This window comes from Fictibacillus halophilus, from assembly GCF_042680145.1.
Taxonomy (GTDB): domain Bacteria; phylum Bacillota; class Bacilli; order Bacillales; family Fictibacillaceae; genus Fictibacillus; species Fictibacillus halophilus_A.
Genome location: NZ_JBHTNQ010000001.1, coordinates 535180 through 558135, shown reverse-complemented (window position 1 = coordinate 558135; position 22956 = coordinate 535180). Strand labels below are relative to the sequence as shown.

Here is a 22956-nt window from a genome sequence, read left to right as displayed (position 1 = left end):
TCCTCCATCTATGCTGCTTTTTTCTGTGAAATTTCATTCTTTTTGTATTTACGAGTAAGAATCAGCAGAACCATTGAAATAAATGCTCCGATAAGTGCAGCCCCAAACCAAATGGAGGCTGCAAATAAAAGTGAGTTCCCCTGCAGCAGGGCAAGTGAGAAAATACCTGCACCCGGAACATTTAAACCGATATCAAAATAAGCAACGATTGCACCTGTAACAGCTGATCCTGCAATCAATGACGGTATAACTCGCAATGGATCATTAATCATGAACGGGATGGCACCTTCTGTTATCCCCGCTAAGCCGAGCAGCCAGGTTTGCTTACCTACCTCTTGTTCTTGTTTCGTAAAATATTTTTTCCCGATAATCGTTGCGCCTGTTACTGAGAATGCTGAAACCATCTTGACAGAGGCAAACGCCGCATATGGAACGATATTTCCACTCGCCATTGCACCAATACAAAACGTGTACGCCGCTTTATTTATTGGACCTCCAAGGTCAAACGAAACCATAGCTCCGATGATCGCACCTAATATTATTGCGTTTGAACCACTCATGCCTTCAAGCCATTGAATAAGTCCTTCATTTACAAATGCCAATGGTTTTCCGATCACAAACAACATGATCGAACCAACAACTAGTGTTCCAATTACAGGATAGAACCAGAAGCTTACAAAGCCAGCGAATGTCCCTTTTGGCTTTACGGTCTGTTTCAAATATTTTAAAAAGTAACCCGCTAATAAACCGCCGAGCATACCACCCAAAAATCCGCTTCCAATTAAGTTTGCCGCAACTCCTGCCGCAAAGCCTGGTCCTAAAGCTGGTTTATCTGCAATAGAGTAAGCCATATAAGCAGCTAGAATTGGAATCATCAGCTGACCTAAAAGCGTGCCGCCGAGCTGTCGCAACAGCCATAACCATGAACCCTCTGTATCATAAAGTTCTTGAAGCCCAAACGCTTGAGAAATAAACACTGCAGCTGCTAGAGTCATTCCACCTGCAACAATGATTGGAATGATATATGAGATTCCGGTTAATAGGGAATCCTTAATCTCTGTTTTTACTGATTTTTGTTCTGTGTGATCATCAAGGGAATGATCAGCAGGAATATTTTTGGGTTGATTTTCAGCTTTTGTTAACGCTTTTTGTAAAATAGCTTTAGCATTTCTTAGTGGTTCTGCAACTGAAGTTTTCACCTTGGGAAGATGTTTAAAGCGTTCTTCGTCCTTTACAGCAACATCTACCGCAAACACCACTGCATCTGCTTGTTGCAATTGAACCTTAGTAAAGCGGTCTTCTATTCCATTTGCGCCTTGCTTTTCAACGAATACACGAATACCCATTTCATTACCGGCTTTTACTAAAGCTTCTGCTGCCATATAGGTGTGTGCTATTCCAGCTGGACAAGCTGTTATCGCCAGCACGGTTTTATTAAGATCATGAGTACTTTTCGTTTTTTCAGTTTCATGCGATTGATCTAGACGATCATATAATTCTTTATTTGTTTGTGCCTGCAGCAAATTATTTTTATATTCTTCATTTGATAATCTTGTTACGAGTTCTGATAAAAGGGAAAGATGTGTTGATCCTTCTTCTTCTTTTGGAATCGCTAACAAAATTACTAATTCTACTTGGTTTTCAGGATCGATACTCTCCCAATCCCCAATAGGTCTTTCTAATGTAGCAACAGCGAATACTGCTTCTTTTACTGCTGATGATTTTCCATGAGGAATCGCTAAACCGCCTTCAAATCCAGTCGGTGAAAGTGATTCCCTATCCATAACAGCCCTGTAAAACTCCTCTTCTGAATGAAGCTTACCCTCTGCCATCAACTGCTTAATGAGATATTTTATTACCTCATCTTTGGAACCAAACGATTTTTTTGTATTAAGCAAGGATACTGATGTTAATTTTTTTAACAACATTTTTGTAACCCCTTTCAATTTTCCGTGTTCCACTTTGGTTACATACTAGCAAAAAAAAATAAGAAGTTGAATTCTTCTTATTTGTACACAGATATTTTATTTTCTACGTTCTTTTTGTGTATTTATACACATCATCTATCGGCATTCCAATAGTATTCAGAAAATGCCCGTACAATCAGCATAACCGGTGTTTTATCCGTAATGTTATAATCGTTAAATTTTATGGCTGGAGAATAGCAAAACAAATTAACGTCTGCTAAATATTGAAGCGTATTTTTGTTAAAGTGGGTAAGAGAAATAATACGACTGCCTTTTTCCTTTGCAATCTTAGCGACATCTAAAACCTGTTTGGTTTCACCAGACAAAGAGATGAGAAACAGAACATCTGACGTTTCCAGCTGGTTTACTTCATGAAGCATATCATGTCTATGGTTATAATATTCCCCATGCTTCCCCACAACTTTAAGGTTCTTTACTATCATTTCACAAAAAGGCGCTGTATCACCAACTGCAAAGAAAAGAACACGACGTGCCTCTTGAATTGCCTTTGTTGCGGAAGCAAATTTATTTTTATCGATCAATTCTATTGTCTTGTAAATGTTGAAAATGAGTTGGTCTTCTGACTGTTCAGCTTTCGGTGTTTTAATTTCTTCCTTAAGGTTAATTTTCATCTCAGAGAATCCATCATAACCTAACTTTTTTGTTAATCTCGTAATTGTATTTGGTACAGTGTAGAGTTTAGACGCTAAATGCTGAATAGATAAGGAGATTGCTTCTTCTTTGTTGTTGATTATATATTCGATAATTTGATCTTCTGTATCATTAAGTTTGTATTCATATTTATGAACTCGTTCTTCAAATAACATGATTTATAGGAACACCTTCTTACTTTATTAATAAGTAAGGTTATTATATCCGAAACGTGAAGAAATCCGAAATTATGCATTCATAACAAAGAGAAGCGGATGCTTCTTCCTCTTTTGTTTTACAAGTACGTGTTCTAATTTGTTTTTACGGTACGTGTTCTTTTATTTATTACACGTACGCTCAACATTGTCCTCTCTTCGCTCAAAATCACTGACATACGCTCGGAATAGTCTTCTTACGCTCAAAATGTGTCACCTACGCTCAGAATGGTCTCCTGTTCGCTCAAACTGCAGATCCGTTTGCTGTACAACGCATATTTTCTCCTCAAACTTCCTCCGTTTTAACCTCATCACACAGTAAAGGATTACATAATAGCTTAAAACAGCCTTTAATGGTAATATATTTCTTTGTTGTGATGAACGTTTTAATCGTTTTATTCATTTTATAGATGTTTTGCCTGTTTTTTTGAGGAGGAATCATATGAAAAAACAAATTATGACCGCGTTGTTGCTTGTTACTGTTCTCGCGGCGATGGAAGGAACGATCGTTAGTACCGCCGTACCAAGAATAACGAGCGATCTTTCGGGGATTGAGCTCGTGAGCTGGGTATATGCAGTGTACATGCTCGCGACTGCTGTATCGACACCGATTTATGGTAAGCTCGCAGACTTGTTCGGCCGGAAGAAGGTTATCTTATCAGGAATCGTCCTTTTTTTAGTAGGATCAGCCCTCTGTGGAATTGCCATGTCGATGGAACAGCTCATCTTCTATCGCGCGATTCAAGGTCTTGGTGCCGGAGCTGTTATGCCGATCACGATGACAATTATCGGAGACCTCTATTCGGAGGCAAAGGACAGAGCGAAAGCACAAGGATGGATCTCTGCGGTTTGGGGAGTGGCTGGCGTTTTAGGACCACTGATGGGCGGCTTTTTAGTTGATACACTTTCCTGGCGGTACATCTTTTTCTTAAATATTCCGTTCGGTCTTCTTGCGTTCTTCATGCTTGTCGTTAACTATAAGGAAGATCTTACAAAAGGAAAACCTTACATTGATTACAAGGGTGCCGTCACCTTCTCGCTCGGGACAATCGCTTTCCTGTATGCCCTCTTAACCGGAAGCCAGACGCAGGAATGGACGAGCCCGACGATCCTCGGACTTTTCATCTTTGCACTAATCACGTTTATTGTTTTTGTGAGAATCGAATTAAAATCGCCGGAACCCCTTATTCCGCTTAATTTGTTTAAAAATCGAAGTGTTCTGATCGTGAACACGTTAACGCTCATTGTCGGTGCTATTATTATCTGTATCACGATTTACTTGCCGATCTGGAGTCAGGGAGTTATGGGAAAAACTGCAACACAAGCTGGATTCATCCTTATGCCTTTACCGGTATTCTGGACACTTGGCTCGCTGATTGTCGGGAATATTGTTGGCCGGATTAAAGATAACTGGATCATCACGCTCGGATTAACGGTTGTTACTGCTGCGTCTTTCATCTTTTTCTCCCTAACTGCACATTCTCCAGCTTTCTTGATCTATGTAGCATCAGGTGTGCTGGGACTCGGAATGGGGCTGATGATGCCTGTCTTTATGCTGATTATCCAGTCTTCGGTTCCCTCTAGCAAAAGAGGTGTGGCTGTTGCGTCGAACACCTTTACAAATACGTTCAGTCAGACACTTGGTTCAGCCGTGTTCGGAACGATTTTCAACATTATTACTCTTTCAAAAGCAGAGAAAGCAGGTCAAAGCAATCTCAATCTGAACGCATCCTTTGAGCATGGCAGTCTTCCGACGGAAAAGCTGATTCAGCTTCAAGAGATACTGGCTTCAGGCATTCATGCGATCTATGGCGTGATGCTGCTGCTCGTAATTATAGGTGTCGGGATTTCTTTCTTGCTTGTAAAACAAAGGGACCAATCCGTTGAGGAATCTTCATATTAATGCAAAAAACACGCTTGGAAATAATCCAGGCGTGTTTGTTTTCATTCAAGGTGTCATATATAAATGACTATTTTTGGATTGATGGGCAAATTTCGTGGATTAAATGCCAAAACTTTTGGATTCACAGACCAAACTTTTAGATTCACCACCGAAATTTGTGGATATCTATCATATCCGTCTATACCTCGCCGCATCCTCCCTCATATACTATTACATCTAGTATTCTGAGGGGAGTGGTGCTTATGGGTAAAGAAGTTTATGAATATGATGGTCACCTTGCTATGTTTATGGCTGTCATGTGTCATCAAGCTTATCAATTAAGTGACGGAAAAACGTTCACACTCCCAAGCGGATATTCTCTGAAGTGCTCTATCCCTTCTGTTTCAGGTGAGATATTCGGTTTTATCGCAGAATCTGATGATCACGTTGTCGTCGTTTTTCGCGGAACTTCAACGGTAAATAACGTATCCTCCTACTTAGATATCCCTCAAGTTACGTACCCCTTTGTGAAAAACAGCGGTAAAACGCACCGCGGAATCACCCGCATCTATTCAGCAGCCCGAAGCATTATTTTAACAGTCCTAATGAGACTTTCCCCAGAGAAAAAACTGCTTGTGACAGGCCATAGCCTCGGTGCTTGTCTGGCTACACTTTTCACATTAGATGCTGCTGTGAACACACCTTTTAACAACCCTATTCTTTACACCTTTGCTAGTTTGCCGATCGGAAACACGGAGTTCGTCAGGAGATTTTATAAAGAAGTCAAAAACAGCGTGCGTATCATAAATGTTTACGACACCGTTACGAACCATATAACGCCTTTATTATTTCGGAAAGAGCCTCTCATGAACATGCCAGTCGGAGAGGAGTTTCGTTTGAATTTTGAAAACTGCAGCGTCAGATTGAATCATAAGATCGTATGCTACTTTAATCAATTACGTAAGATTTATCCGAGTTTTGCGAAAAAAATGTGCAAAGAGAATCCTGGTTTCTGCCCGGATACGTCTAGGTGCAGTGGAGATTTTTAAACCATAAAAAAACCACAGTGGCGTTAACGTTTCACTGTGGCTGATACATAGATTTTACTTGTTTGTACTATGCTGCTTGTTCGGCAATTTTTGTCCAGGATTACCTTTACCCTGCTTTTTGTTCTTTTCTTGTTTCTCCTGATCATCATGCAATTTTTCTACAAAATCACTCGTGTTTTCCATCTTTTTAGCCTCCTATGGATTATTCATTTGTTACTATTTCCCTTTAGGAGGAAATTACTCATTTTCGTTTCCTAAGATAGAACAATTCCCTAATTTACCCTATGCTTTCATATTAAAAACCTGTACAAAGCATAGTTAGTAGAATAGTACAGGAATTTGTCACAACTTCCTACTTTTAGCGTGTATTTTAAAATTTGGAAAAATAGAGCAAGTGCTTCATGCCCGCTCTTCTCACAACTGATAATATATAGAAAAAAGTGGAGAAAGGAGCCAATAATGAAAAATTTTATTAGGAAGGTTATTCTTTTATTTATTTTAGCCACAGCGCTTTTTGTACCTGCAAATGTACAAGCTCACAGTCTTTTAAAGGTCGGAAATCAAGGATATGAGGTGTCAGAGCTTCAACAAAACTTGAAAGACATGGGTTTCTTTTATGGTCCTGTTACCGGTTATTATGGTCCTCTTACACAGAGAGCTGTCATGGATTTTCAGTATAAATCCAATCTGTCTTCTGATGGTGTAGCAGGTCCAGCAACCTTTTTGATGCTAAATGAAGCGAAAAAAATGGCAAGAGTCGTCCATGGCGAAGCAAGAGGTGAGTCATACATAGGAAAAGTTGCGGTTGCGGCTGTTATTTTGAATCGAATTGATGATTCCGCATTCCCTGATAATGTCGGTGATGTCATTCATCAGACGAATGCTTTTACTGCGGTTCATGATGGACAATATAATTTGAAGCCTAATAGCTATGCTTATCGTGCTGTATTCGATGCTATGCAAGGCTGGGATCCTACATACGGTTCCGTTTATTATTACAACCCTGACCTTGCAACGAACACCTGGATTTTTTCCAGACAATCTGTAACGAAGATCGGCAACCATCTTTTTGCCAGGTAACGACGAAACCTCCTTCTTTTGTTTTAGAAGGAGGTTTGTCTTTTATTTCACTAAAAGCCTTTGTTCGAGCTCACTCTTCTGTCTCAGGTGATGACGAAAATGCATGCCGATTAATTCGTACCATTCCCGTGCGTTAAGCCATCCAAAGCCACCATGTTTTATTTTGTAGTTTGGATTTATAGTATCTACTTTTCCTTCCCAATCTTTCATCCTTTCAATAACATGATCAACTCTCCGCATGAGTTCTTCATTGGTTTCTGAATTATTTGGAGGAGCATTCATCTCATCTGGCAAACGGATTTTAATTGGCGGGAATCCTCCATTTTCAAATAGTTTCTCACCAAATTCCGTCTTTCCATGCGTTTGCTCTTCGCCTGCTGCTGCACAGGATTCTACCTGATCAAGGTATTCATGAGCTACAAGAATCACATGGTCGTACATTTGACATAATGACCAAACCCCAGCCTCAGGTATATGTCTCAGCTGCTCCACAGAATAGTTCTGAAGGTCACTTTTGTATGTTTCGATCAATTGAAGATCATCCATATAAAAACCACCTTTAACGTTTTATAGTTAGTTCAAACTTCGCCGCAAAAAAGAAACCTCCTTCTAAATTTAGAAAGAGGTCCTTCATTATTTATTGAAAGGTCTTGCTGACTTGAATGAATTCACGATAGCCTGAACGTGTTAAGTGATAATGGGAATCCAAGAGACCATCTCGAACTAATGAATCAAGTGTTTCGGTTGGTATAACATCTATTACTGCATCTAATCGTTGATTGAGATCCTCTAGTGATGCGTTTTTCAGTGTAACAGGATTCAGCATGCGAACAATTCCCTCAATTCTTGAATCTCTTTTTTGGAACAATTGAGGCGTTTTCTTGAAAACATTTTGAATGCGTTCTTTAAACTGGTTCAGTTCTTGTTTGGTGTTAAAGGATTCTGTTTCTTTTTCTCTGATTCTTTCATTAAAATATTTCATTTCTTCTTCGTTTAATTGAGCTCTAGTAAATAATTCATTGTAGATTTGTGTTTTATCCATTTCGATTTTTTCAAGCTCTTCTTCTTTAATGCGTTTTGTTTCAAAGATTTCTTCAGAGATTTCGTCTTCTTTTTCCTCTAGGGACTCTTCTTCCGTTTCCTCTGCTGCTACGACTGCTTCTGTTTCTTCCACTTTTTCTTCAAAAAGTTCCAGCTGTTTCTGCTCTGGCTCTGCCACTTCTTCCTCGGCTATTTGTACTTCGGGCTGTTGGATTGGTCTGCCCTTTGTATAAGCTTCCATCATTTTCTCCAGCTTATTGATTTTGTTGAAATAGATTAATGTAACCGCGATTGCAAATAACGAGCAAAACAATGAGATGAAATCCGAAAAACGGAAAACGAATGGGGCCGTTGCAATTTTGTAAAATAACAATAATGCGAAGCCACCGATAATAATAATCTTGAGCCAGCTTTCACGGTTCTTGATCTCATCTGATTTCGGTTCTTGATTTTTATTTTTGTTTGATAGCATTGGAATACGTTTCATAAAATTACCTCTTTCGTAGAGATTTTCGTGCAGCTTTTTATTTTAAACGATAACTTTGGAAGTGAAAAGCGAAAACACTAAATCATCATATCGTTATCATCTCTTTATCAGAACAAAATTATCTAGCTTTAGGACATATGTCCTTCCCAACGTATGTGGATATGTTTTTTAATTAGATAAGATTTGAATTGGGGAGTGAGACGATGAGAGGAATTATTTTTGCATTTTTAGCCGGGGGCTTTATCACGCTGCAAGGTGTAGCGAATTCCCGCATCAGTCAAGACATCGGCCCTTGGCAAGCTGCGACAGTTACCCAGTTAACTGGCTTCCTGATGGCATTATTGATAGTCATGATCGTTCGAGACGGAAAATGGAAAAGATTTAAAGAAGTGAGACCTTTATATCTAACTGGCGGTTCTTTTGCGGCTGTTGTCATTTACGGAAATATTTTCGGGATCAAAGAAATCGGTGTTACTCTGACGATTGCAGTTATCCTGATTGCACAGCTGGCTATCACTTTTTTAATCGATGGTAAAGGCTGGTTCGGAGTATTGAGACAAAAGATGAGACTTCCACAGTTTATCGGGATCGGAATGATGATCGCCGGCGTGGTGATTCTGAAGTTTTGATGATATGATTTTTGAAAATAAGTGCTGAAAAGTCATGGGGTGAAGTACAGGAATGATAGAGATTCAGGATCGTGAAATGCTGGAGCATTATTTGAAGACACAAAGAATCGAGAATATTTTTAACGATGAAGTAAAGCCTCATTTATCATTATTCAGCTTTGATCATGGTGAGTTGATCTGTTCTCAAGGGGATCCCGCTGATTGTTTGTATGTACTTGTTAAAGGTAAGGTGAAGATTTTCACCACTTCCCCAGAAGGGAAAACGCTCATCCTTTCCTTTAAAAAGCCGCTGGATTCCATTGGTGATATTGAGTACGTGCAGCATGGGACCGAATTTATTAATACGGTTGAGGCTGTGTCAAATGTTCACATGATCGGTGTTCACCACCGCTGGCTGAGGAAGTACGCGAGTGATCATACCCCTCTCCTTAAATTTTTGCTTGAAGTAATCACGCAAAAGTTTTTTATAAAATCCAGTTCGTTAAGCTTTAACCTTCTGTATCCGGTTGAAGTGCGATTCGCCAGTTACCTTCTTTCTGTTTGTTTTGAAGAAAATGAAACTCTCGCGACTGGCCGTTTAAGCACAGCCAATTTAATGGATGCAGCGAATCTAATCGGTACAAGCTACAGGCATTTGAACCGCGTAATTCAGCATCTTTCAAAAGACGGACTCATTGAACGTCATAAAGGTTTTATATTAGTGAAGGACAAAGATGGTTTAAGTGCGATCGCCGGTCACAATAACATCTATGAATAGAAAGGAGCGATTGTTATGTTCTTAGGATTGTTCTTTGCGGTCTTAGCCGGATTGCTGGTTGGTCTGCAAAACATTTTTAACGCCAAAGTCAATGAACAGGCTGGTACATGGGCCACGACTGCCTTGGTATTGGGTTTGGGGTTCTTGGCTTCCATGACGCTTGGTCTTGTTTTTGAAGGCAGCGGTTTATTTATGTTGGATAACATGAAAACATGGCACTGGTTCAGCGGCATGATCGGAGTTGGCGTGGTCGTTTGTCTCGTAAAGGGAACTCGATTGCTCGGACCTACTTATGCTATCGCAATTGTGCTTACCTCACAGCTTGGATTTGCTTTATTGTGGGACTCACTCGGCTGGTTTGGCTTAGAGAAGATTCCTTTTACGTTTCAGCAGCTGGTCGGTGTACTGGTGATTGCTGGAGGTGTAATCGTGTTTAAGTTTAGCAGCACGGAGAAGAAAGAGGTTGAACAGGTTCAAAAACCATTGAAACAATATTCAGTGGGCAGATAAGCTGGCGAAAAGCGAGTCCTGCAGTGGTAATTAACCTCTTTCAAAAGCACCAAAGTTTAGGATAACAGCTTTTATATAAATACATTAAGCAGCAAAGCACCTGCAAATGCGGTTAAGGAAAGAATGGTTTCCAGCACGGTCAACGTTTTGAAGGTTTCTGTAATGGTTAATCCAAGATATTCTTTTACCATCCAAAAGCCTGGGTCGTTTACATGCGAAAACATCATTGATCCTGCACCTGTTGCAATAACGAGTAATTCCAAATTGACTCCGGACATATGTTCAATGATCGGAGAAACAATTCCGGCAGCCGTTGTTAAGGCGACCGTTGCTGAGCCTGTCGCTATTCGAATTAAGCTTGCAATGATAAAGGCCATCACTAGCGGAGACAGGGATAGATTTTCAGACATGCTCCCCATTGTCTCACCGACACCACTTTCAATTAATATCTGTTTAAATCCACCGCCTGCTCCGATAATTAATATGATTGAACCTACAGGCAGCAAGCTCTCCTCCGTGAATTTTGAAATTAGATCTCTGTCCATCCCTTTACGGAAGCCGAGAAAATAGTATGCTGCAAATACCGCAATTAATAATGCAATTACCGGATTTCCTATAAGTACAAAGAATTTCTGCAAGCTTTCTGGAAGCTGTACATATGGTGCTATTGCAGCGAAAATCATAAGAATGACTGGCAGTAAAACAATGAAGAAAGACATACCTGAGCTAGGCAGTTCTTTTGCATCCGTATCGATGCGGATTAATTCCGGTTCTTTTTCGGGAACAACGCGTTTGTACACCCATTTTGCAAACAAAGGACCTGCAATAACTGCAGCAATAAGTGCGATTACAAGAGAGTAAAGAAGAACCAACCCAAGATTGGCATCATATATGCTGATAGCAGCGAGTGCGCCAGGACGCGGTGGAACAAGGCCGTCCACGATAGATAGACTTGCAATAACCGGCAAGGCGATCAATAAAATATTTTGCTTCGTTGTTTTATGTAACGAAATGACTAAAGGCAATAAAATTAAAATGCCTACTTCGAAAAATATAGGAATACCGATAATAAAACCTGAAAGCAGCATAGCCCACGGCAAGCGTTTCACTCCAAAAATCCGTACAAAGTAATTACCGATCTGAAGTCCTGCTCCCGATTCTGAAAGCATTTTTCCTAAAATTGTACCTAATGCCAATATCCCGACCAGATGTCCTAAGACTTCTCCAATTCCGGTTTCGTAAGCGGTTACAATTTTGTCAACGGATAGTCCAGCCATCAGAGCCAAAAATAAACTGGCGACTGTTAAGCTGAGAAAAGCATGCCATTTAAGCCAGGATACGGTTACGATAACAATGACGATAGCTGCTAACGTAACAAGCAGTAAATAAATCTCCATCGCTTATCATTCCACCTTCCTTGTATAAACACACAGTACCCAATTAAAAGTGCTTTGGCAATGGTAAGGAGGGATTAATAAAGAAGATCAAAATATTTGTAAGTGTGTCAATTTGGATTCATTTAATAGGTTTATTCAGCAATAGTACCCTTTTCTTGAAGACTTGTATTGAGATAATTCTTTTTAGCTGCCTTTAATTTAAGCGATGTTAATTTATTTTAGAATAAATACAAGTGTCAGTCAGCTGGCTGCCATCTGCGGATAGATCCTCATTCCTTAAAGTACCTTCCAATATAAAACCAAGTTTTTCCGGTATAAAGCGACTTTTAAGGTTTCTTGATTCACATCTTATTTCAATTCTATTAAATGCGAGGTGATTTAATCCGAAGTTAGCTAACTCCTTTACTGCTTCCGTCATATATCCATTACCGCTATATTTTGTATTAATCCAGTATCCCATTTCACCTTTTGGAATGTCCCAGTCAATCCTATGAAGGCTCGCCGTTCCAATTAAGTCCTTGCCGCCACCTTTATCAAAGATAAGAAAACGAAAACTTTCTCTTTTTAAAAAATTTATATGAGCATTCCTTAACATGATCTCTGTTTCTTCAACAGTAGGAAGTTCTTGGAAAAGTGACAACCACGCTTTTAATTCATAAAAGGAATCTCTAATTGCTTCATACACAATTTCTCCGTCTCCAGTTTGATGTGGTGCTCGAAGAATTAGCCTTTCGGTTTCTATTTGTAAAGGAATATCTAATAACAAAGGGTTCATTTGATTTTCCCTCTCCTTGATTATTTTAGATTAGTAATAAAAAGCAGTAAGAGTATTTCTCCTTCTTAAAGATATGCACCCGTTTAGTTTAACAAGATTTTGCAATTGCTTAAATATTTAATATGAAATTTCCCCCATAAATGGATATGAGTATGTAGAAAATGGTTAGTATCTGAAGCGTAAACTTAGATAATAATTTATTACAGAACTTATATGTTAAATAAGTCACTAAAGCTGATAGGAAAGGACTAAAAGCGAATACTGAGGTATATAGGAAAGCCCCATATTCCATTGATTGCATTGATTCAGCAAAATATATATTGGAAGAAATCCATACAAAGAACATCCACCAACTGATTAAGGATGAGATTGTAAAAATCAAATTTTTCATCGTTTTACCCCTTTGTACTTTTGAACATAATTCTACAAATAAAGAGGTATTTCCTTGTTCAACAATCCTGCTCGTTTGTGGAATAAAATCCACTCGTTATAAATGGATGATTTCAAGAGCCATTATCGGCATTTTTAACGTGTGAAATTTAGTCTATGCGGGTATACAAAAAAACAAGGCCGCATGCAGCAACCTTGTTTCTTTTTTTGTCCATCTTATTTTATTTTTTATTCGTAGCTTTTAGCTCCGATATATTTATCGCTCCAGTAAGAGCTATTAAGGTCATCTGATGTAACACCATTTGATGAAGATGCGTGCCAGAATTCGCCGTTACCAACGTATACACCAGCATGGCTTGGTCCGTCTCCTTCTAAGTTAAAGAACACGATGTCACCAACTGCCGGCTCATCTACACTAGTTCCTTCTGCATAGATTTCATCTACCGTTCTCGGCAAATCGATGTTTTCTGCTTCATCAAACACTTGATTTAAGTATCCGCTGCAGTCAAAGCCTTCTTCAGCTGTTTCTCCGCCCCACGTATATTTTGTGCCTTCATATTTTTTCGCTACTTCGACGATATTTGAATCGTTACTTTCTCCATCAACACCCAGCGCTTTAAATGTTTCATCTCCAGCGATTCCATCTACCGTAATTCCTTTAGCTTCTTGGAACTTTTTCACGGCATCCGTCGTATAGTCGCCATAGTAAGTAGTTGTTTTGCTATATGAAAAATATCCTTTGTTGTCTAAAATCTCTTGAAGTTCTTGTACGTCTGCATGAGTCGTTCCAGGTTCCAGAGTCTGATCTCCTACTGCTGCATGACCTGTCGCTGGATTGAATGCTACAACACCTGCTAATGCTAAACCTGCTGTTAGTTTCTTCAAACTACCATCCCCTTTTTATTTGATACGCCGATCTCTTTTTGATCTGACCTGTCCCATACTAACAGGTGGAGATGACAGTGAGATTTTAGAGCAGTTACAGGGGAATAACAATTTTGGCCAAATGTATGATAAATCACATATTGTAATATTGGAAGGAAATAGGTGCCTAATAAAGAAAATAAAAGAAGATAAAAAGAAGTTGCGAGAAAAGGAGACTGATAAGATGCATAAACAAGTTCCGAGGATGAAGCAGCTTATTGCTGGTACGATTTTTTGAAAAGAGCTGCCCTATTTTTATTCCTTATCTATTCTTTAACCGGTTGTGACTCTAATGAAACTCATACATTATCAGGTGAGATTACAGGAATTAATAAAGAAGAAAAAATCATTCAAATTGACGGTAAAGCTATTAAGCTCTATTTTGTAGATGCTTACGAAATCGACCAAAAGGTGACAGTAACTTTCATAGATAAAACACCGCAGAAAGACTGCTGGTGCCCCGATGATTTTGAAGTGAAAGATATTAAGGTCCTTAAGGATGATAACAGGAAAGATTAACTCCAAATTGTATAGAGTGTAGTATAGAGTAAAATGAAGGAGGCATCTATTTGGAGTTCCCATTCATTCACACTAACTTTTGGGATGCATTGATTGCTGTATCTTCCATCATTGTTCTAATCGAGATCCTTAAAATTTTTCTTCCTCCGATTTCTTCTTTAATTCCTGCAATCGCTAATTTCATAGGTCTTGTCATTTCTATATTTATAGCTCACCCTCACAGTCTTTGGACTGGCATCGTTATGGGAATCGTTTATGGCATTGCAGCAGTGGGGGCTTATGCTTCATTTGTTAAGCTAGTAAGCAGCTATCGAAACAAAATACCTGCTGATCTATACAAATGAGTAATGAAAATTAAACAAGCTGCGATAAATGTTTGGTCTTATTATAGATTTCTAGTTCAGAGTTCGTTATTAATCTTTCAACAAAGTCCGGATTGGCTAGCAGTGGCCGTCCAAACGCCGCTAAATCAATCAAGCCGTTTTCTATTGCCTCGTTGGCGGTATTTGGGTTAAGATCTCCGACTCCGATACTAATTCCGGACCAGTATTTACGGACAAGCTCATGAAGTTTCTTTTCCTTGCTGACGAATCGGGTAAAATGATTGGTTGACGGATGGAGTATTTCTACTCCCGTTTCCTTAAATGCATCAACATATAATTTTAGGGTTTCTTCAGGGTTATCCCATTTAAAATCAGGCAGATCATCTTTTAATTCCGAAAAACGGATAACTGTTCGATTGCTCCCAGCTTCCTGCATAACTGCTTGAGTAACTTCTTTCATGAACGTCAATCGCTGTTTTTGATTACCACCATAACGATCTGTTCGATGATTGGTAACATCTGAGTTAAACTGATCGATCAGGTAACCATGAGCACCATGAATTTCAACACCATCGAACCCTGCCAGCATTGCATTACGCGAAGCTTTTGCATATTGCCGAATTACTTCCTTAATATCATCAACTGACATTTCTTCAGGTATATCAAAGGGCTCTCCAAATCGATGAACCTTTCCTTTTGCTCGTATTTGAGATGGTGCTTGTGGCGGAAATCCCCCAGTGACTTGATGATGAGTCAGTCTTCCAATATGCCATAATTGAGCGATTATTGTCCCGCCTTCTTTATGCACTGCATTTGTTACCTTTTCCCAGCCTTTGACCTGTCCCACTGTGTAGAGGCCTGGCAAATTAAATGTTCCTTTTCCCCGCTGACTTACAATAATTCCTTCTGTAATAATCAAGCCTATCCCATCTGCCGCCCTTTTTCTGTAGTATTCAACCACATCATCCCCGACGATACCTGTTTGATCATCTGCAAAACACCTCGTCATTGGAGCCATAACAATTCGGTTTCTGAGCTTCCACGATCCGATATTGACCGGTTCTAATAATTTTCTATTCATATATACTCATCCCTTTCACTATCCATTTTATGAAGAATCTAATCATCCTTACAGTTAGTAATAAATGTATTTTATTGAGATTTCTTATAAAATAAAGATAAATATCTAGAATCACATTTAAAATAAAGGAGACTCACAAATGGACAGTGTAGATAAACAAATCTTACTTATTCTGCAGGAGGAAGCACGTATTTCAATGACTGAGCTCGGAAAACAGGTCGCATTATCTCAGCCTGCGGTGACTGAACGAGTCAAGAGGCTAGAGGAAAAAGGAATGATTGATCATTATCGAGCGGTGATTAATGCGAAAAAAGTAAACAAATCTACTACTGCTTTCCTTTTATTCCATACAAAGAATTGTGAAAAGTTCATTGAATTTTGTACGCAATCTCCTGATGTAGTGGAACTTCATAGAATTAGCGGCCAATATAATTACTTGTTAAAAATAGTTACAGAGTCTATGCAATCACTCGAAGATTTTATTAACGCAAGTGGAATACACGGTGATTCTACAACGCTCATCGTGCTGTCGTCACCAATTCCATTAAAAAATACAATTCCGATTGTGGAAGAAGAATAGGAGAATCAATGAAAAGAAAAATAGCCATAGTGACCGGTACTTCCAGCGGATTCGGCATGTTGTGTGCAGTTGAACTCGCGAAGGCCGGTTTTGAAGTGATCAGTACGGTGAGAAGTTTGGATAAAGCGGAGAATCTATTGCGTTTGGCGGATGAAAAAAGGGTGTCTGACTTCATTCAGCTGCAAACTCTCGATGTGACATCAGAGGAATCGGTTCGTTCATTTGCAGCGTACCTTTCAAAGTTTCCTAGTATTAATGTGCTCGTGAACAACGCAGGGTTTGCACTTGGCGGTTTTTGTGAAGAACTTTCGGTGGATGAATACCGGCTGCAGTTTGAGACGAACGTCTTTGGCGTGATCGCTGTGACACAAACTGTACTTCCGATAATGAGGAAAAATCGGACAGGCAAGATCATCAACATGAGCAGCATATCTGGAAAATTTGGTTTTCCGGGGTTGTCCCCTTACACCGCGTCTAAGCATGCTCTTGAAGGATTGAGTGAAAGTCTTCGATTGGAATTAAAACCGTTTGGCATCGATGTTATCCTTGTTGAACCCGGCTCTTACCAAACAAACATCTGGTCATCGATTGACAATACCACGATCAACTATGACTCCCCTTATCACTTTTATATGGAGAGTCTGCTGAGTGAGATCGAATCTGGAAAAAACGGTCATGGAAATCCGCTTGAAGTGGCAAGACTTGTAGCTAAGATTGCATTACAAAAAAAGAATCCGAAACTTAGGTATCCAATTGGGAAAGGCATAAAGGTGAGCCTTTTCATGAAGTCGATCCTGCCGTGGAGTTTATTAGAAAAAGCTGTATTAAAGAAACTGCTAAGAAAATAAAACAAGGTCACCTTTATAGGCAACCTTGTTTTTTCTTATCTTAGATAATCTTCTAAAGCTTGCTGAAGGGTAGCTTTTGTCTGTGCTTTACTGTCGAATGTTAACCCGATGCTCGTCACTTTGCGTACGATTTCTGGACGCAGGCCGGTGATTACACACTCACAACCCATCATGTTCGCTCCTTCGATTACCTTCATCATATGTTCGATCACTTCAGTCTCCATTTGAGCGATACCAGATAGATCAATGACTAACGTTCCGATGCGAAGTCTGCTGATTTCCATCAGAACCTTTTCTTCAATCGTGTCCGTTCTATATGTATCAATATTTCCGATTAGAGGAAGGACACAAACTGTTGAAGTGATCGGAATAATTGGAACAGAGAGATTTTCAACGAGCGCTCGCTGTGATTCAATCAGCTTATCTTTGTACTCAGAATAACTCAAGAATAATTCGTTTAAAAACTTGTCAATGCGGTCGTTAATTTGTCTTTCAATATTATAAAATCTGTCACTGTCTATATCAACCTGATTTAATATATCAAATTCTTGCAAGTACTTCCAGATGGTTCTGCGGATAGCTTGTACCCACTCAAGTTTGAATGCTAGCGTGAGGCTATGCGAAGCCCACGAAACACCTTCTATTTTTGCAAATGCTTCTAATTCATCGTCTTTTCCCTGGATCGTGTACATCACTAGTTTATGAGCATTGGATAATAAATCGATATTTCCGATCAGCTGAATTTCTTCAATTTTACCACGAACATTTCGGGCTTCACTTAATAGGGATTCTTGGAACTCTTGTCTGTTATTTGTAAAATAATCAATATAATCTTTCTCCAAGGTTAAACCCATCGTGTTCACTCCTGTAATTGTTTTTTGAAATTTCTACCTTCTATTGTACCATTTCCTTAAAATAAAGAAAAAGAATTTGGAAGTTGAAAATATTTCCACGCTTAAGTAAGTATTTTGAAACCATTTTTCTATCTGAAACGTAATTTACTTAGTTTAACGAAAATGATCTTAATTGGAGGAAATAATATGAACAATCACGAAATTGATTTTAAAATTTACGGAGATGACATGCAGTTTGTTGAAGTGGAGCTCGATCCAAAAGAAACGGTGATTGCAGAAGCCGGTGCGCTGATGATGATGGAAGACGGCATCGAGATGGAAACCATCTTTGGTGACGGTTCTTCAGGCGGCGGAAGCGGTTTGATGGGCAAGCTGTTCAGTGCCGGTAAGCGTGTACTGACGGGTGAGAGCCTGTTCATGACAACATTCACAAATGACGCACATGGGAAGAAGCACGTCTCTTTCGCTTCTCCTTATCCCGGTAAAATCATACCGATGGATTTGAGTGAGCTTGGCGGAAAAGTGATCTGTCAAAAAGATGCATTCTTGGCTGCTGCTAAAGGAGTTTCTGTAGGAATTGAGTTTCAGCGTAAGATCGGCGCTGGGTTCTTTGGTGGAGAAGGCTTTATTATGCAGAAGCTTGAAGGTGACGGCATGGCTTTCGTTCATGCTGGCGGAACGATTCACAAAAAAGAACTATCACCGGGCGAAGTGCTCCGCGTCGATACAGGTTGCTTAGTTGCAATGACAAGCGGTGTCAATTACAACATCGAGATGGTGAAAGGCGTGAAAACGGCATTATTTGGAGGGGAAGGGTTATTCTTCGCAACATTAAGAGGACCAGGAACAGTCTGGATCCAGTCTCTTCCATTCAGCCGATTAGCGAGCCGAGTTTTCGCAGCTGCACCACACCGAGGCGGCTCTAGTGATGAAGGCAGCTTAGCTAAAGGCGTGTTCGGCATGTTAAATGGTGATTGATTGGTAGATTTTAAAAGTGGAGAAAGCTGGCTCGGATGACGAGCCAGCTTTTTGTTTCCTTTTTGCACACATATATTTTTAATTGCTCAAACTAAAGGGTAAACACAAAAATGAAAGGAGAAGATGACGTATGGTTGAATTAATAGCTTTTATTGCAATTCTTCTATTATTTTTGGTATTAAGATTTTTTCTTTATTTACATTTTTTTAAGAAAGAAGGTAAAAAGAAGCCATACAAAAAAGTAATAACGGTACTCATTTTAGTTGGACTAGCAAAAGTGTTAAGTGAGATAATTTTTTAATAATCTACAATTATTTTATGTTCTAAAATGCAGCAAAACAGTGCCCTTACCCTCACCATCTGCTTCTACTTCTGCATTGGCCCCATTTATGAATGTATTTTGGGGCGGCTGATGACCGCAGTCTATGTCATAGATGACAGGAACACCCAGTTCATCTGACAAGTCCCGATAAACATCTTCTATTAAATAGTCTTCCACTGGTTGGTTTGCATCACTTCTTCCGAATAATATACCAGAACAGCCTTCAAACCACCCTGCTAGCTTCATATGCACCAGTGTTCTTCTCAAATCTGTTGTATTCATCTCACAATTTTCAAAGTACCACAGGATCGGTTCATCATTTATAAACTGCTTACGGAAAGTCTTCACATCACCAAATGGGGTTCCTATCAAATGCCTGATGATATCAATACATCCGCCGAGCAAGCGGCCTTCAACCTTTTCTTTTGCCCCTGAGACTGTCTTCCAGCTCGTTTCTTCTGTCAGATGAAAGATACATGGGGTTGGGTTCGCATGGTCCCACGCCTTTTGATATTTAGAGGATGAGTGCTGAAGTACGGATTCCCCTTCTTTTGTCGCAAGCACCTTCTCCCACATCGCTGTTGTTTCATCAGAGTATTCCCCTCTAACATCAACGAAGTTTGTTCCGTTCGCTGTCGCGATTCCTGTTTTCAGCGTAATTGCAAGCATCAGTGCGCTTGTATCGGAATACCCGAGAATCCACTTCTTTTTAAGAGAAGTAAAATCTACATGCTCGATCATCTCAATGAGCAGTTCGCCGCCCCATGGAGGAATGATTATGTCTATGGATTCGTCTGCCATCATCTGATTAAACTCATCTGCTCTTACTTTCGCTGGTGCAGACTTTGCTTTCTCTTGTGTCCAGACCGTATCACCCACTGTTACCTGATAGCCCCTCTTCTCCATTCGATCACATGCCTGCTTGAACATGTCATGCAAAAAGGAAGGCACTCCTGAAGATGGTGCTGTTACACCGATCATTGCATTATCTTTTAAAATTGGATATTTGATCATGTTTGCTCATCTCTCTTTTCATTTTCATTCGTTAACACTGCTTTTTAAATTTAGGCTGACGTACAAGCTACTCATTCGAAGTGTACAACATATCCATATCATAGAGTCATCAGACAAGGAGGTGAATTGTTCATGTATAACCATCCTTTTTACCATCAGAACCATGATTCGCATGAGGAACCTATGTATGTTGATCGTCCGAATGGCGATGAAGATGAGGGGCCTTTTGGACCGCCGCCTCAATATTTTCAACAGTCGCAAATTCCTCAGCCGTTTTTCACATCCAGCTACCAGCCTCCGCAGCTTCGGGCAAGAATCTGTGCCTGTCTTGGAAATTGGGGCTTGATGGGGTTAAGACGCCAAGGTCAGTTCGGAAGAGACTTTTGGTTCTTCCCAACAGAGATCCGCAGAAACAGTGTTACCGGATATATTTGGGCAGGCGGACGCCGCCAGCGAGTGCGTTATGGGTATTCCCAAATTAGAAATTTTGTTTGTTTTGGATAAAAAGCAGGCGCAATTCCCTGCTTTTTATTTTTGAGGAAGACTCAACTGCCAAGAAACACCGTATGGATCCTGCATCCAGCCGAATTTTTCATAGCCAGGAATCTCCCCTAGCTCCATGAGAACAGAGCCACCATGAGACAATTTTTCAAAAAGACCGCTTACCTCATCCAAAGAATCGCACGTAACAAAAAGCGATATAGATGGAGTGAACGTAAAATCATGGTTGATCGGACTGTCGATACACATATACGTTTGTCCCTTTAGAGTAAATGTCGCATGAAGTACCTTTCCGTTTTCTTGATGAAGGACGTTCGTAATTTCTGAGTCATCGAATAAAGATATATAAAAGTTCATCGCCTCTTCTGCTTGCCCAGTAAACATGAGGAATGTAGTGATTTTTTGATTGCCAGCTGTCATATGTATCTTCTCCTTTGAAAAAAATCGTTGTTTTATATGATTCGATTTTCGAGGAGAGAAGTCCTTTACAATTTATTAAGAAGAGTTTTTACGGTACGTGATCTAATATTTATTACACGTACGCCCAATAACTAACTGTTTTCGCCCCAACTTATCGTGCTTACACCCGGTACACCTTTCGTTTCACCCTGAATATATGCAGGTTCGCCCCATGCACCTCCCGTTTCGCCCCTGGAATCTTTTTAAAGCAAAAAATCAGCTTTGAAAAGCAAAAAACTGCCTTCCTAAGAACACATCGTGTACGTAAGAGACAGTTTTATTTGGATATTGTATGTTTTCTTTGGATAATGATTGCGACTGTGCCAATTAATGCTGAAATTGCTAAACTTACATAAAGCCCGGGGCGAATGGTGTGCTCGAACCACGTTCCTGTTACAGCCGCAAATATAAATACGATCGCAATTATGGCGATTACCCTGGCCCACGCTTTTTGCTTAAGGATCTTCATAGCTGAAAAGATGATGAAAAGCCAATTGAATAAAAGAAGGATTCCTGCGGCTGTTGTGATATATTCGTATATCCTCCCTGGAAGAAGGAGCGCTGTGATGATGCTTGCTAATAATCCCACGGCTCCAAGTCCCATTGCCGCCAGCGGAAGCTCTTTGTATTTAATCTTTATTGCAAATAGCTTTGGAGCATCTCCATCCTCTGCTAACGATTGTAAGAGGTTTGTTACACCGAACAAGGCAGCAGCCATCGCTGAAAATCCGGCCACGATAATCGCTCCATTAAAGACATGAGGAAAGAAAGATAGATGATATCGTTTCATTGCAGTTACGAAAGGACTTTCTTTATGATCGAAAACTTCCATACCAACCGTTGTTACGGCCAATCCAATAGAAAGTACATAAATAATTGTTAAAATCAAAAGCATAATGCTTCCTGCTTTCGTTGCATCTTCTGTATTTTTTAACTGCATCGCCATCATACCGATTACTTCAATCCCGCCAAATGCATAAAACGCATAAATCAGTGACGACCAGAATCCTTTTAGCCCTTCGGCAAAATATCCATCGAAGTTATTTGGAATGGATAAATCATATGATTTTCCATCGACTATCCCGATGAGCCCTGCTATTGCTAAAATGATGAACATGACAATTGCAGCGACTTTTATGACAGCAAGCAGGTTTTCCACTTGGTCAAATTTCTCCGTTCCTGCTAAAACCACAATGATTGCCAAGACAGCATACCCAGCTGCAAACACCCATAACGGAATTTGAGGAAACCAGAACTGCGAAAGGATCGAAAGTGCCGTGAGCTGACTACCCATGATCAATATACTGGATACCCAATAATTCCACCCGCAGCTGAATCCTGCCCATCTCCCAAAGGCTTGTGAAGCGTAATAACAAAATGACCCTTTTTGAGGATCAGCTGCTGTCATCTTAGCAAGAAGCTGAAATACGATGTATGTACCAATTGCAGCTAATAAAAATGAAAAAACGATCGATGGACCTGTCAGCTGTATTCCAATGGTTGACCCAAGAAAATAACCTGTTCCGATCGTACAGCCGACTCCTATCAGAGAAAGCTGCCACCATGACATTTTCTTGACTTCTGATTTGTCCATCTTGGGCTGCACCGGCCCATTACAGTTAGAATTCTTCACAATAATACCCTCCTGCTGCTCACGTATTATTGTTCAAACTTAACTTATCGAATATGCATACTCAAAAAGAAAAAACCACCCAAGTCTGAC

At 39.8% G+C, this 22956-nt stretch carries 25 protein-coding genes; 12 read left to right on the top strand and 13 right to left on the bottom strand.

The features are described from left to right. Window positions 1-8: 8 nt before the first annotated feature. Together mngA and ACFQ4X_RS02870 are read right to left on the bottom strand one after the other, a co-directional pair. Window positions 9-1928, bottom strand: a complete 1920-nt coding sequence (gene mngA / locus ACFQ4X_RS02875; RefSeq protein ID WP_379833058.1) for a PTS 2-O-a-mannosyl-D-glycerate transporter subunit IIABC — start codon at window positions 1926-1928, stop codon at window positions 9-11. Between the two features lie 131 nt (window positions 1929-2059). After that, a complete protein-coding gene (locus tag ACFQ4X_RS02870; protein ID WP_379833057.1) occupies window positions 2060-2794 on the bottom strand; it encodes a MurR/RpiR family transcriptional regulator in 735 nt (244 codons plus the stop codon). 481 nt (window positions 2795-3275) lie between these two features. Here ACFQ4X_RS02870 and ACFQ4X_RS02865 point away from each other — a divergent pair, with 481 nt between their 5' ends. After that, window positions 3276-4736, top strand: a complete 1461-nt coding sequence (locus ACFQ4X_RS02865; RefSeq protein ID WP_379833056.1) for an MDR family MFS transporter — start codon at window positions 3276-3278, stop codon at window positions 4734-4736. A 242-nt stretch (window positions 4737-4978) separates the two neighbouring features. Beyond that, the gene (locus ACFQ4X_RS02860; protein ID WP_379833055.1) at window positions 4979-5764 is read left to right on the top strand and encodes a lipase family protein; all 786 of its coding nucleotides are present in this window, start codon (window positions 4979-4981) and stop codon (window positions 5762-5764) included. A gap of 54 nt (window positions 5765-5818) precedes the next feature. Here ACFQ4X_RS02860 and ACFQ4X_RS02855 read toward each other — a convergent pair whose 3' ends face one another. After that, the gene (locus ACFQ4X_RS02855) at window positions 5819-5947 is read right to left on the bottom strand and encodes a DUF4023 domain-containing protein (RefSeq protein WP_077362638.1); all 129 of its coding nucleotides are present in this window, start codon (window positions 5945-5947) and stop codon (window positions 5819-5821) included. 276 nt (window positions 5948-6223) lie between these two features. Here ACFQ4X_RS02855 and ACFQ4X_RS02850 point away from each other — a divergent pair, with 276 nt between their 5' ends. Further along, a complete protein-coding gene (locus tag ACFQ4X_RS02850) occupies window positions 6224-6844 on the top strand; it encodes a cell wall hydrolase (protein ID WP_379833054.1) in 621 nt (206 codons plus the stop codon). A 42-nt stretch (window positions 6845-6886) separates the two neighbouring features. Here ACFQ4X_RS02850 and ACFQ4X_RS02845 read toward each other — a convergent pair whose 3' ends face one another. Together ACFQ4X_RS02845 and ACFQ4X_RS02840 are read right to left on the bottom strand one after the other, a co-directional pair. Continuing rightward, window positions 6887-7390 carry a DinB family protein gene (locus ACFQ4X_RS02845; RefSeq protein WP_379833053.1) on the bottom strand — a complete coding sequence of 168 codons (504 nt, stop codon included), beginning with the start codon at window positions 7388-7390 and terminating at the stop codon, window positions 6887-6889. Between the two features lie 91 nt (window positions 7391-7481). After that, entirely contained in the window at window positions 7482-8372 is an 891-nt protein-coding gene (locus ACFQ4X_RS02840; RefSeq protein ID WP_379833052.1) for a hypothetical protein, read from the bottom strand. 203 nt (window positions 8373-8575) lie between these two features. Between ACFQ4X_RS02840 and ACFQ4X_RS02835 the strand changes: the two genes are divergently transcribed. From ACFQ4X_RS02835 to ACFQ4X_RS02825, 3 genes are read left to right on the top strand one after another with little or no spacing between them, the layout of a single operon-like run. Next, window positions 8576-9001 carry a DMT family transporter gene (locus ACFQ4X_RS02835; protein ID WP_379833051.1) on the top strand — a complete coding sequence of 142 codons (426 nt, stop codon included), beginning with the start codon at window positions 8576-8578 and terminating at the stop codon, window positions 8999-9001. A 52-nt stretch (window positions 9002-9053) separates the two neighbouring features. Then, a complete protein-coding gene (locus ACFQ4X_RS02830; RefSeq protein WP_379833050.1) occupies window positions 9054-9758 on the top strand; it encodes a Crp/Fnr family transcriptional regulator in 705 nt (234 codons plus the stop codon). Window positions 9759-9773: 15 nt separating this feature from the next. After that, entirely contained in the window at window positions 9774-10268 is a 495-nt protein-coding gene (locus ACFQ4X_RS02825) for a DMT family transporter (RefSeq protein ID WP_379833049.1), read from the top strand. Window positions 10269-10339: 71 nt separating this feature from the next. Here ACFQ4X_RS02825 and ACFQ4X_RS02820 read toward each other — a convergent pair whose 3' ends face one another. The 3 genes from ACFQ4X_RS02820 to ACFQ4X_RS02810 all read right to left on the bottom strand — a co-directional run bounded on the left by ACFQ4X_RS02820 (window position 10340) and on the right by ACFQ4X_RS02810 (window position 13715). Further along, the gene (locus ACFQ4X_RS02820; RefSeq protein ID WP_379833048.1) at window positions 10340-11665 is read right to left on the bottom strand and encodes a gluconate:H+ symporter; all 1326 of its coding nucleotides are present in this window, start codon (window positions 11663-11665) and stop codon (window positions 10340-10342) included. A 208-nt stretch (window positions 11666-11873) separates the two neighbouring features. Continuing rightward, complete coding sequence (locus ACFQ4X_RS02815; protein WP_379833047.1) at window positions 11874-12440, bottom strand: GNAT family N-acetyltransferase; 567 nt, start codon at window positions 12438-12440, stop codon at window positions 11874-11876. Between the two features lie 618 nt (window positions 12441-13058). Continuing rightward, window positions 13059-13715, bottom strand: coding sequence for a C40 family peptidase (locus ACFQ4X_RS02810; RefSeq protein ID WP_379833046.1), 657 nt, complete (start codon window positions 13713-13715; stop codon window positions 13059-13061). Between the two features lie 273 nt (window positions 13716-13988). Here ACFQ4X_RS02810 and ACFQ4X_RS02805 point away from each other — a divergent pair, with 273 nt between their 5' ends. After that, window positions 13989-14273 carry a hypothetical protein gene (locus tag ACFQ4X_RS02805; protein ID WP_379833045.1) on the top strand — a complete coding sequence of 95 codons (285 nt, stop codon included), beginning with the start codon at window positions 13989-13991 and terminating at the stop codon, window positions 14271-14273. A 50-nt stretch (window positions 14274-14323) separates the two neighbouring features. Continuing rightward, on the top strand, window positions 14324-14617 hold the full coding sequence (locus ACFQ4X_RS02800) for a hypothetical protein (RefSeq protein ID WP_379833044.1): 294 nt from the start codon (window positions 14324-14326) through the stop codon (window positions 14615-14617). A gap of 10 nt (window positions 14618-14627) precedes the next feature. Here the strand turns inward: ACFQ4X_RS02800 and ACFQ4X_RS02795 are convergent, their stop codons facing one another. Continuing rightward, window positions 14628-15677, bottom strand: a complete 1050-nt coding sequence (locus ACFQ4X_RS02795; RefSeq protein WP_379833043.1) for an alkene reductase — start codon at window positions 15675-15677, stop codon at window positions 14628-14630. A gap of 139 nt (window positions 15678-15816) precedes the next feature. Between ACFQ4X_RS02795 and ACFQ4X_RS02790 the strand changes: the two genes are divergently transcribed. Together ACFQ4X_RS02790 and ACFQ4X_RS02785 are read left to right on the top strand one after the other, a co-directional pair. After that, entirely contained in the window at window positions 15817-16257 is a 441-nt protein-coding gene (locus tag ACFQ4X_RS02790) for an Lrp/AsnC family transcriptional regulator (protein ID WP_379833042.1), read from the top strand. An 8-nt stretch (window positions 16258-16265) separates the two neighbouring features. Further along, window positions 16266-17105, top strand: a complete 840-nt coding sequence (locus ACFQ4X_RS02785) for an SDR family oxidoreductase (RefSeq protein WP_379833041.1) — start codon at window positions 16266-16268, stop codon at window positions 17103-17105. Between the two features lie 35 nt (window positions 17106-17140). Here ACFQ4X_RS02785 and ACFQ4X_RS02780 read toward each other — a convergent pair whose 3' ends face one another. After that, the gene (locus tag ACFQ4X_RS02780) at window positions 17141-17959 is read right to left on the bottom strand and encodes an STAS domain-containing protein (RefSeq protein WP_379833040.1); all 819 of its coding nucleotides are present in this window, start codon (window positions 17957-17959) and stop codon (window positions 17141-17143) included. 186 nt (window positions 17960-18145) lie between these two features. Between ACFQ4X_RS02780 and ACFQ4X_RS02775 the strand changes: the two genes are divergently transcribed. Continuing rightward, window positions 18146-18937, top strand: a complete 792-nt coding sequence (locus tag ACFQ4X_RS02775) for a TIGR00266 family protein (RefSeq protein ID WP_379833039.1) — start codon at window positions 18146-18148, stop codon at window positions 18935-18937. Window positions 18938-19253: 316 nt separating this feature from the next. On the opposite strand, the gene ACFQ4X_RS02770 is transcribed toward ACFQ4X_RS02775, so the two are convergent. Then, on the bottom strand, window positions 19254-20273 hold the full coding sequence (locus tag ACFQ4X_RS02770; protein WP_379833038.1) for a S66 family peptidase: 1020 nt from the start codon (window positions 20271-20273) through the stop codon (window positions 19254-19256). 132 nt (window positions 20274-20405) lie between these two features. Between ACFQ4X_RS02770 and ACFQ4X_RS02765 the strand changes: the two genes are divergently transcribed. Beyond that, window positions 20406-20777 (top strand): hypothetical protein, encoded by a 372-nt coding sequence (locus ACFQ4X_RS02765; protein WP_379833037.1) that lies wholly within the window; start codon window positions 20406-20408, stop codon window positions 20775-20777. 24 nt (window positions 20778-20801) lie between these two features. Here the strand turns inward: ACFQ4X_RS02765 and ACFQ4X_RS02760 are convergent, their stop codons facing one another. Together ACFQ4X_RS02760 and ACFQ4X_RS02755 are read right to left on the bottom strand one after the other, a co-directional pair. Continuing rightward, entirely contained in the window at window positions 20802-21194 is a 393-nt protein-coding gene (locus ACFQ4X_RS02760; protein WP_379833036.1) for a VOC family protein, read from the bottom strand. A gap of 316 nt (window positions 21195-21510) precedes the next feature. Next, entirely contained in the window at window positions 21511-22827 is a 1317-nt protein-coding gene (locus ACFQ4X_RS02755) for an amino acid permease (RefSeq protein ID WP_379837006.1), read from the bottom strand. Between the last annotated feature and the right edge of the window lie 129 nt (window positions 22828-22956).

Excerpts from the sequence above, each read along its gene's own strand:
- ACFQ4X_RS02860 (WP_379833055.1), top strand. The coding sequence starts at position 4,979 with ATGGGTAAAGAAGTTTATGAATATGATGGTCACCTTGCTATGTTTATG.
- ACFQ4X_RS02835 (WP_379833051.1), top strand. The coding sequence starts at position 8,576 with ATGAGAGGAATTATTTTTGCATTTTTAGCCGGGGGCTTTATCACGCTG.
- ACFQ4X_RS02845 (WP_379833053.1), bottom strand. The coding sequence starts at position 7,390 with ATGGATGATCTTCAATTGATCGAAACATACAAAAGTGACCTTCAGAAC.
- ACFQ4X_RS02850 (WP_379833054.1), top strand. The coding sequence starts at position 6,224 with ATGAAAAATTTTATTAGGAAGGTTATTCTTTTATTTATTTTAGCCACA.
- ACFQ4X_RS02820 (WP_379833048.1), bottom strand. The coding sequence starts at position 11,665 with ATGGAGATTTATTTACTGCTTGTTACGTTAGCAGCTATCGTCATTGTT.
- ACFQ4X_RS02840 (WP_379833052.1), bottom strand. The coding sequence starts at position 8,372 with ATGAAACGTATTCCAATGCTATCAAACAAAAATAAAAATCAAGAACCG.
- ACFQ4X_RS02855 (WP_077362638.1), bottom strand. The coding sequence starts at position 5,947 with ATGGAAAACACGAGTGATTTTGTAGAAAAATTGCATGATGATCAGGAG.
- ACFQ4X_RS02870 (WP_379833057.1), bottom strand. The coding sequence starts at position 2,794 with ATGTTATTTGAAGAACGAGTTCATAAATATGAATACAAACTTAATGAT.
- ACFQ4X_RS02780 (WP_379833040.1), bottom strand. The coding sequence starts at position 17,959 with ATGGGTTTAACCTTGGAGAAAGATTATATTGATTATTTTACAAATAAC.
- ACFQ4X_RS02865 (WP_379833056.1), top strand. The coding sequence starts at position 3,276 with ATGAAAAAACAAATTATGACCGCGTTGTTGCTTGTTACTGTTCTCGCG.
- ACFQ4X_RS02755 (WP_379837006.1), bottom strand. The coding sequence starts at position 22,827 with ATGGACAAATCAGAAGTCAAGAAAATGTCATGGTGGCAGCTTTCTCTG.
- mngA (WP_379833058.1), bottom strand. The coding sequence starts at position 1,928 with ATGTTGTTAAAAAAATTAACATCAGTATCCTTGCTTAATACAAAAAAA.
- ACFQ4X_RS02770 (WP_379833038.1), bottom strand. The coding sequence starts at position 20,273 with ATGATCAAATATCCAATTTTAAAAGATAATGCAATGATCGGTGTAACA.
- ACFQ4X_RS02830 (WP_379833050.1), top strand. The coding sequence starts at position 9,054 with ATGATAGAGATTCAGGATCGTGAAATGCTGGAGCATTATTTGAAGACA.
- ACFQ4X_RS02815 (WP_379833047.1), bottom strand. The coding sequence starts at position 12,440 with ATGAACCCTTTGTTATTAGATATTCCTTTACAAATAGAAACCGAAAGG.
- ACFQ4X_RS02785 (WP_379833041.1), top strand. The coding sequence starts at position 16,266 with ATGAAAAGAAAAATAGCCATAGTGACCGGTACTTCCAGCGGATTCGGC.
- ACFQ4X_RS02775 (WP_379833039.1), top strand. The coding sequence starts at position 18,146 with ATGAACAATCACGAAATTGATTTTAAAATTTACGGAGATGACATGCAG.
- ACFQ4X_RS02795 (WP_379833043.1), bottom strand. The coding sequence starts at position 15,677 with ATGAATAGAAAATTATTAGAACCGGTCAATATCGGATCGTGGAAGCTC.
- ACFQ4X_RS02790 (WP_379833042.1), top strand. The coding sequence starts at position 15,817 with ATGGACAGTGTAGATAAACAAATCTTACTTATTCTGCAGGAGGAAGCA.
- ACFQ4X_RS02825 (WP_379833049.1), top strand. The coding sequence starts at position 9,774 with ATGTTCTTAGGATTGTTCTTTGCGGTCTTAGCCGGATTGCTGGTTGGT.
- ACFQ4X_RS02765 (WP_379833037.1), top strand. The coding sequence starts at position 20,406 with ATGTATAACCATCCTTTTTACCATCAGAACCATGATTCGCATGAGGAA.
- ACFQ4X_RS02760 (WP_379833036.1), bottom strand. The coding sequence starts at position 21,194 with ATGACAGCTGGCAATCAAAAAATCACTACATTCCTCATGTTTACTGGG.